Origin of the sequence: Myxococcus sp. CA005 (genome assembly GCF_006518205.1) — a bacterium.
Lineage (GTDB): Bacteria > Myxococcota > Myxococcia > Myxococcales > Myxococcaceae > Myxococcus > Myxococcus xanthus.
The window spans coordinates 19,693-27,661 of the sequence record NZ_SRLV01000106.1 but is presented as its reverse complement, the minus strand read 5'-3'; the positions used below and the strand labels follow the sequence as shown (position 1 = coordinate 27,661).

Annotated in this window: 10 protein-coding genes; 6 read left to right on the top strand and 4 right to left on the bottom strand. The window is 67.9% G+C overall.

Going from position 1 to position 7,969, the window contains the following annotated elements; translation table 11 throughout:
• The 4 genes from FMQ63_RS32320 to FMQ63_RS32305 form a co-directional block, all read left to right on the top strand.
• A partial coding sequence (locus FMQ63_RS32320) for a membrane dipeptidase (RefSeq protein ID WP_171452367.1) occupies positions 1-174 on the top strand: 174 nt, incomplete at its 5' end.
• Between the two features lie 36 nt (positions 175-210).
• Positions 211-588, top strand: a complete 378-nt coding sequence (locus FMQ63_RS32315) for a hypothetical protein (protein WP_216609409.1) — start codon at positions 211-213, stop codon at positions 586-588.
• A 185-nt stretch (positions 589-773) separates the two neighbouring features.
• Complete coding sequence (locus FMQ63_RS32310) at positions 774-2,273, top strand: hypothetical protein (RefSeq protein WP_011553320.1); 1,500 nt, start codon at positions 774-776, stop codon at positions 2,271-2,273.
• Positions 2,270-3,439, top strand: a complete 1,170-nt coding sequence (locus FMQ63_RS32305) for a hypothetical protein (RefSeq protein WP_011553321.1) — start codon at positions 2,270-2,272, stop codon at positions 3,437-3,439. The genes FMQ63_RS32310 and FMQ63_RS32305 overlap by 4 nt, the downstream gene beginning before the upstream one ends.
• A 17-nt stretch (positions 3,440-3,456) precedes the next feature.
• Here the strand turns inward: FMQ63_RS32305 and FMQ63_RS32300 are convergent, their stop codons facing one another.
• From FMQ63_RS32300 to FMQ63_RS32285, 4 genes are all read right to left on the bottom strand, one after another.
• Positions 3,457-3,774 (bottom strand): carboxymuconolactone decarboxylase family protein, encoded by a 318-nt coding sequence (locus tag FMQ63_RS32300; protein WP_020478984.1) that lies wholly within the window; start codon positions 3,772-3,774, stop codon positions 3,457-3,459.
• 51 nt (positions 3,775-3,825) lie between these two features.
• Positions 3,826-4,068 (bottom strand): peroxidase, encoded by a 243-nt coding sequence (locus FMQ63_RS32295; RefSeq protein WP_216609412.1) that lies wholly within the window; start codon positions 4,066-4,068, stop codon positions 3,826-3,828.
• An 85-nt stretch (positions 4,069-4,153) separates the two neighbouring features.
• Positions 4,154-4,951, bottom strand: coding sequence for an alpha/beta fold hydrolase (locus FMQ63_RS32290; protein ID WP_011553323.1), 798 nt, complete (start codon positions 4,949-4,951; stop codon positions 4,154-4,156).
• 22 nt (positions 4,952-4,973) lie between these two features.
• The gene (locus FMQ63_RS32285) at positions 4,974-5,954 is read right to left on the bottom strand and encodes a magnesium transporter CorA family protein (protein WP_011553324.1); all 981 of its coding nucleotides are present in this window, start codon (positions 5,952-5,954) and stop codon (positions 4,974-4,976) included.
• A gap of 43 nt (positions 5,955-5,997) precedes the next feature.
• Here FMQ63_RS32285 and FMQ63_RS32280 point away from each other — a divergent pair, with 43 nt between their 5' ends.
• Positions 5,998-7,137 carry a hypothetical protein gene (locus tag FMQ63_RS32280; protein WP_011553325.1) on the top strand — a complete coding sequence of 380 codons (1,140 nt, stop codon included), beginning with the start codon at positions 5,998-6,000 and terminating at the stop codon, positions 7,135-7,137.
• A complete protein-coding gene (locus tag FMQ63_RS32275) occupies positions 7,137-7,967 on the top strand; it encodes an HAD-IIB family hydrolase (protein WP_026114306.1) in 831 nt (276 codons plus the stop codon). Before FMQ63_RS32280 ends, FMQ63_RS32275 begins: the two co-directional genes overlap by 1 nt.
• Positions 7,968-7,969: the final 2 nt, after the last annotated feature.

Sequence of the window (7,969 nt, the reverse complement as noted above, 5' to 3'; positions counted from 1 at the left end):
GTGGGGCTGGGCTCCGACTACGACGGAATGGTGCCGCTTCCCCGTGGCATGAAGGATGTCACCGGGTTGCCTTTGCTCACAGAGGCGCTGTTGCGCCGCCATCCACCGTCCTGGGTGGAACGCGTCATGGGTGGAAACTTCCGTCGTTTCTTCCAGGAGACACTGGGTGGTTGACCGGCGGCGGGACGCTCGAAATATTGGCTGGTGCCCATGAACCGCTCACTTCTCGCACTGGTCCCGTTGGTTGGCTCTCTGCTCCTCGCTGGTTGTGGCCCGAGCGCGGGAGGCGACTGCGACGGAGGCGGCTTCGTCTGTCAGGAGCGGGTGCTGGCGCTGGAGTGCCGGGGCGGCAAATGGCGTGAGTTGCCCTGCCGGGGGCCGCTGGGCTGCCGTGAGACGTCGGAGGCCGTGCGGTGTGATACGTCCAACAACGTCGCGGGGGACGCCTGTGCCTCCAGCGCCGAGGGCACGGGGCTGTGCCGCGCGGACGGCCAGGCCGTGTTGGAGTGCCGCCAGGGCGTGTTGACGGAGACGGCCACCTGCTCCGCCTGCACCGTGGAAAACAGCCAGGTGACGTGCCAGCCCTGAGGTTGGCGCTGGCCGGGATGTCAGGCCCCTCGCCTCGAATCGTGTGGTAGCCTCGGCGCGCCGCTCGCGGGACTCCGATGCGACTTCCGATTCAAGCCTTTGGAGCCTGACCCGCGGTCGTTTCACTCTTCCCCGAGCGGCGCTTCCTTTCCCAAGCCCGGGTGCCCGGGGAGGACGTGCACACGATGGCCGCACTGGCGGAAGCCCGAGTCGAGCAGGTCGCCCGCGAAGACCTGGTGATGTTCGTCAACGCCTGCTTCTCCTGCACGGGGCAGCGGGAGTTCTACGGCGACGCGCGCGGCCAGTCCGTCTCCATCGAGTTCCTGCACCAGTACATCCTGGGCAACTACCGCCGGTTGTATGCACGGACGCTCGCGGCGGGCATCAACCACTTCAATCAAGCGCAGATCATCCTCAACCTGCTCGCCAGTGGCAGCCCAGCGGATGCCCGGGACAAGGCGGAGGAGGGCGCGCTCATTGCCGCCGCGCTGCGCGCCCTGCCGCCCCAGCGGGCCTTCCGTGTCCTGGAGTCCCTGCGCGGCCGGCGCATCAACAACCGCCGGGCCCGTGCGATTGCTCGGGACTACGTGCACGGTCGCGCCAACCTGGCCTTCGACGCCGTGAAGTACCGTTCCAAGCTGCGCGCCGCCGTGTCCCACGGACACCTGAAGCTGGAGGGAGAGCTGGGGCCGTTCCTCTTCCGAGGCTGGAAGAAGCGCTTCTTCACCCAGCCCCTGCTGGAGACCTTTCGCCGCGCGCACTACACCCACGAGGCCCTGTACGAGCTGCCGTACACGGTGGCGGAGGGCCTGGCGGTGAAGCACGGCATCTCCCGCGAGGTGTTCCTCCGGCGCATCGAGCCGCGCCTCACGGCGGCAGAGCGCCTGCGCCTGCAAGAATCCGCGGCGCGTGAGCGCGGGACGCCGCCCCCGGTGGACCTGGGGCGGGCATCCCTGACGAAGCTGGCGCTGTATGTCCTGGCCCTGTCGCTGGAGGTTCGCCGGGAGCGCCACGCGGAGCTGCACGCCGCGCTGGAGCAGGCCGCGGCCCGCGTGCTGCGCAGGGCCCCGTCGCCGTTGCAGCGGGTGGCCGCGATTCTGGACAACAGCTATTCGTCGTCCGGGTCGCTGGAGAAGCGCCGCCGTCCGCTCGGTGTGGCACTGGCCACGCACTACCTGCTGTCCGCTGCCGCCCGGGAGTACCGCGCGTGGTGGACGTGCCCGGTGGAGGAGCCGCTGCTCGTCAGTGCACGAGGGCAGACGGACATTGCCACGCCGCTGTTGGATGCGTTGGCCTGGGGCGCCGACCTGGTGGTCATCGTCTCCGACGGCTACGACAATGACCCGCCCAAAGCGGTGGCCGAGCTGACGCGCGTGTTCCGTTCGAAGCTCGACCCGGAGCGCCACACGGCGCTCGTCCACGTCAATCCGGTGTTCGATTCGGAGGGGTATGCCCCCCGCTCTTTCGGTGCGGCCGTGCCCACGGTGGGAGTCCGGGACGCGGAGGACGTGCCCACGGTGCTGGGCTTCGCGCGCTTCGCGGAGGGGGTGGCGTCCCTCTCCGAACTGGAGGCCTACCTCGCGTCGCGCGTGGGCGCGATGTTGCAGCGGGACGCCGGGGACCGGCGGGGCGATGACGAGGGGCGCCGTCAAGAAGCGCCGTCGGCGGAGGAGGGCGAATCATGACGGACGCACGGCTCATTCAACGGCTGGAGCCCGCGGGCTTGCGGTTGGCTCCGTCTCAGGTCTGGGGCGGCATCCGGCTGGTGCCAGTCCTGAGGGACGAGGTGCGTGGCGACCTCCGCATGAGCTTGCGGACGTACGACGACGTGGCCGCGGTCGTCTCGGTGAAGGGTGGGCTGAAAGAGCCTGGCCTCAAGTACATCTCGTATGTTCCTCACGGCCTGGTCATGACGTGGGGAAACCGTCAGGCGGAAGCCGTCTATGGAACGCAGTTGCAACCCGAGGACGGGAAGCGCCTGAAGGCGGGCCCCTTCTCCATCCGGCTGCTGCATCGGATGGTGCACCGTGAAGACCGCCGCCAGCTTCGGATGCTCCCGTTGCATCTGGCCATGGAGGGCTTCCTGTCCTTGCAGTTTGGCGGGCCGGAGATTGCCTGGGCTGAGTATTCACGCGAGGGCCTCTCGCGAGGCCTGGCCCCTCGCTCCGAGGGCTCGGTCCCTGGGTGGGCTTCGCCCATGCTGGATGGGGCGCTGCGCACCTTCGAAATCCATCCACAGCAGGTGGGTCTGCTGCTGTTCAACGCGGACGTGTTGCTGTCGGCCTTCGTCGTCGCGCACCCGGATGACTACCGCGCGCTCCACAGGACGTTGGTGGAGGACTTCTATGGTGACCTGCTGCTCCAGTACGGATTCCTGGGGGACGCGCCCGAACTGGGGCTCACCCTGGATGACGCTCGGGTGTCCAGCTTGGAGGACTTGCGCAATGAGGTGCACCGCATGCGCCAGGACTGGGCCGACTTCCACGGTTTCATGGCCGGGAGCCTCTTCGGTGCCAGCATGTCGTCCACCGGTGTCTACAAGGCGGGCGGGTTTCTCCTCCAGCGCTTCCACACCTCGCTGGACCCGGCAGAGGAGAACCACATCGGCGAGGCCATCGTCGGTACGGACGGCACCCTGGAGTACCTCAAGACGTATCGCTTGTCGGCGGCACAGACGCGCCGGGCTTACCTGCTGTCACAGCTTGCCCAGTGCGACTGGCATCTGGAGGACACGGCGGAGCGTCTGCGAACCACGGTCAGTGACTTGTCCCTCCGCCTGCGAAACGCCGGATTCGGCTATCTCCTCAAGGACTCCGTCCTCGAAGCCGTCCAGCGGAAGCATCGCCGCTGAGCGCTCGCGCGGCGGTGTTACTCCTCGGGCTTCGCGGGTGGTGGCGGCGGCGCATAGCCTGTGGCGGCCATCCGCTGCCCGCTGCGCTGATACATCTCCGCGGGCATGTCCTGAACGCCGGTGCCGTCAATCCATCGATTGTAGAAGTTGAAGAGCGCGCACACCGTCACGGTGTCGAAGAGGGCTTCGTCTGTCCACCCGGCGTCCTTCAAGTGTGCGATGTCGTCCCGTCCCACCTGCGCCGCACGGTGGTTGAGGGTGTCCACGAAGGCAAAGAGGGCCTTCTCGGCCTCGGAGATGGGGGCTGTCGCCACGTCCTCCAGGACCGCTTTCACCAGGTCGGGATTGCCCAGCAGTTCCGCCGCGACCGCGGCGTGAGAGCCCGTTCAAAACAAGCATTGGTTGCCGCGCGACGTGTACGCGGCAATCAGCTCTCTGAGTCCGGGCGACAGCGGGGAAGGGCCCCGCATGACTTCATGGGTGAAGCGGGACAGGGCCTCGCCCAATCGCGGCTTGTACGCGAACAGGTGCCAGATTTGCGGGACGGGAGAGCCCACCTCTCGGGCCATGCGAATCAGTCGACCGTAGTGGCCATCGGATTCGCGGTCCTCGACGTCCTTCAGATGCATGCGGTCCACGGCACCCTCAGCGGCAGCGGACTGGACTGTCCAGCCCGCATGCTCGCATGGGCCACGGCGTGCCACCAGCCTGCACTCAGGCGCCGCGCCCCTGAAGCGACGTCAGGAAGGCATCCAGCACGGCGTTGACCCGATCGGGCTGTTCCTGGTTGGCCAGGTGCCCTGCATCCGGAATGACCTCCAGCTTCGCTCCGGAGATGAGTCCGGCGATTTCCTTCGCCTTGGCCGGCGGGGTGAGGGCGTCGTGCTCGCCCACAATGACCAGTGCCGGGCCCGCGTACCGCGCCAGCATGTCCTTGCTGTCCGGGCGCAGGGCCATGCCGCGCAGCGCGGCCGCGACGCTCGCGGGGGAGGCCGCGCGCATCAGTGCCGCCACTTCCTGCGCCACCGGTGAGTCCGGTCCCGCGGCCACCATCTTGGGGAGCATGGCCTGGATGATGGGCTCCACGCCGACCTCCAGCGCCTGTATCGCGGAGGTCTCCCGGCGCGCCTTGCCCTCCGCGTCATCCGCGGTGGCCTGCGTATCCATCAACACCAGCCCGCTGACGCGCCCCGCGTCCTCGCGCAGCAGGGCCATGGCGGCGTAGCCCCCCATGGACACTCCACCCACCACCACGGTGTCCAGATTCAGCGCGTCCAGCAGCGACAGCGCGTCACGCGCGATGCGGAACATCTCCGTGGGGCCGTCGCCCAGCGCGCTCTCTCCGAAGCCTCGGATGTCCGGGATGATGAAGCGGTAGCGCCCCGACAGCGCCTTCACCTGTTTGTCGAAGGTGCTGCCATTCAGCGGAAACGCATGCAGCAGCAGCACGGGTGGGCCCTTGCCCTCGTCCCGGTAGTGCAGGGGGACACCATCCACGGTGACGGTCAGCATGTTTCCTCTCCTCGCGGAAATGTCAGAACCACTCTTTGTGCTTGAACCAGAAGACCATCCCCACTGGCAGCCCGAGAATCGACGCCCACATCAGGTACCAGGCGTTGTTCGTGTAGAGCCGGTCGAAGTTCTGCCCGAAGAAGCCGACGATGCAGGACAGCGGCAGGAAGATGGTGGCGAAGATGGTGAGCTGCTTGGAGATATCGTTCGTTTTGTTCGCCACCATGGACAGGTAGCCGTCAATCACGTTGCCGATGATGTCGCGCCCGGCATCAATCTGCTCGTACAGCCGCACCAGATGGTCGTACACGTCACGGAAGTAGAGCGTCGTCTTCTCGTGGACATGGGAGATGCCTCGCCGGGACAGCAAGCCCACCACGTCGCGCTGGGGCGACAGCACCCGCCGGAACGTCACGAGCATCCGCTTCATGGCGAAGATGCGTTGCAGGTGGGACTTCTCCGGCTTGTCGAAGATGGCGGCCTCCAGGTCCTCGATCTCGTCACTAAAGGTGTCGAGGATGGGGAACTGCGCATCCACCAACGCGTCCGCGAGCATGTAGAAGACGAAGTCCGTCCCTCGGATGAGCGTCGCCTGCGGGTCCTCCTTCACTCGGCGCATCACGGTGTCGTGGCCCGCGAAGGGGAGCTCGTGGACGCTGATGAGCCAGTCCTTCGCCAGGAAGAAGTGGTGCTCGTGCAGCGTCAGTTCGCAGATGTCCTTGCCCGTGACGGTGAATCCCTGGAGGACGACGAACTGGTGGTTGGGGTATTCCTCCAGCTTGGGCCGCTGGTCCAGGTGGAGGCAGTCCTCCACGGCCAGCTTGTGCAGACCGAATTGGGCGGCCAGCCGGGCCAGCACCTCCTCGGTCGGATGAAGGACGTCGATCCACTTCCGGCCTTCCTCGCCCAGCAGCTCTTCACCACCGGTGAGAAGTTGACCGTCCTTCACAAGACAGACCTGAATCATCCCGTAGCGCTCCCAAGCCAGCGGCATGGCCCGCATGCGAGTGCTAGAACTCCCCCGCGCGGAAGTCGAGCGCTAGAGTGTGACACCCGTGTCTGAAGCCGCTGAGACCCCCCCGGCCTCGCTGTCCGCGAGGCTCGAAGAAATCCTCCAGTCCCATCCGGATCCGGCGTTCGCCGGTCGCCTGCGCAAGGTGTACGTCGCCACCGCGCACGCCATCTCCCGGCTGAGCGACCTCGACCTGGTGCGGTACGAAACGCTCGTCGTGGATTCCTCGCCGGACCTCTCCTTGTGGGAAGAGATGGCGCCCGTCATCCGTGACACGGTGATGGACGTCAACGGGCTGCTGAACGTCATCCGGGAAGAGTTCCCCGTGCCGTCCCCGGGCGGCGCGAGCACACAGGCCCCCGTCGGCATCCTCCAGGAGGCGATGAGCCAGATTGCCCAGGGCATCACCCAACTGGGCGAGGCCATGCGCAACCCGTCGGTGATGAGTGACCGGTGGACGCTGCTGGCGGAAGTTCAGCGCATCCGCGCCCGGTTCCGCGAGCAGATGAGCAACCTGGTGTTCGAGTCGGCGAGCCTCTTGGGCGAGGCAACGCGGGCCCAGGTGGTGCCGGGCTACGCGGTGGAGGTGAAGGCCGCGGTAACGGTCCGCGCCATCACCGCCGACCTGGGCCGCATCCTCACCGCGCGCCTGAAGAAGGTCCGCGAAGCGGAGGCGCAGGACGTGCAGTGGAATGCCCAGCAGCTCCAGACGGAAATGGACGCCTTCGGGCGCACGGCCGCGTACCGGAATCTGCGCGCGCAGGACAAGCGGCACATCGTGGAGATGCGCGCCGAGGTCGGCCGCCTGGCCATCCTCCCGAACCCCTCCCGCGCGGAGTTGGTGACGGTGGTGGAGGCCCTGGACACCTTCGTCCAAGGCCTGTCCGCGGTGAACCAGCGACAGCTGCTCATCATCCATGACCGCGAGGTGTGGGCGTCGTGCGGCGTCCGGCTGGAGCGCGCCATGTCGCTGGTGGGTTCTGACCCCGCGGGCGCGGCCCGGGCCCTGGCCGAGGCGGCCGGCAGTGGCCAGTCCCTCTACGGCCGTGCGACGGAGCTGGACGCTTTCCTGCGCAAGGCGCGCAAACTCCAGGTGGGCCAGCTCTCGCCCGACGAGCTGCGGTCCACCATCGTCGCCTTCCAGGGACTGCTCGCCGGTCTGGACGTGATGTGATGAAGGCGCTCCTGAAGGCACGAGTCCCGCGCCCGCTTCGCGAGGCCGACCTGTCCCGCGTGGAGGGCGTCTTCACCGACGTGGATGGCACGCTGACCACGGGCCACAAGCTGCGCTCGGAGACGGTGCGGGCGCTGGAGCGCCTGTCGTCCGCCGGCCTGCGCGTGGTGCTGGTGAGTGGCCGCCCGGCGGGCTGGGGAGAGGCCTGGGCGCGGCAGCTCCCCGTGGACGGTGTCATCGTGGAGAACGGTGGCCTGTTCTTCCTGAAGGGCGCGCATGGCCGGCTGCGGAAGGTCTACGCGGAGGCGCCGGCGGAGCGGGTGGCGAACCGGCGGCGGCTCCAGTCCGAGGTGGCCCGGGTGCTCAAGCAGGTGCCCGGCGCGCGGCTGTCCATGGACAGCGCGTACACGGAGGTAGACCTGGCGGTGGACTACAACGAAGAGGCCCGCCTGGGGGCCGCGGGGGCGGACCGCATCGAGTCCCTGCTGGTGGCGCGAGGCGTGACGGCCGTGCGCTCGTCGATCCACATCAACTGCTGGCTGGGCCGCTTCGACAAGCTGCGCGCCACGCGGCGCTTCGCGCGGACGGCGTGGGGCGAACGGCTGGACCCGCGTGACGGCCGTTATGTATACGCGGGGGATTCTTTCAACGACGCCCCGATGTTCGCCGCCTTTGGACTGGGCGTGGGCGTGGCCAACGTGCGGGCCGTCCTGGACCGCATCGAGGCGCCACCTGCTTTCATCACCCGGGCGCCCGAGGGGCGGGGCTTCGAGGAACTGGCTCGCGCCATCCTGGCCCGGAGGGGCCGCGGCGCGGCCCGTGAGGAGTGACA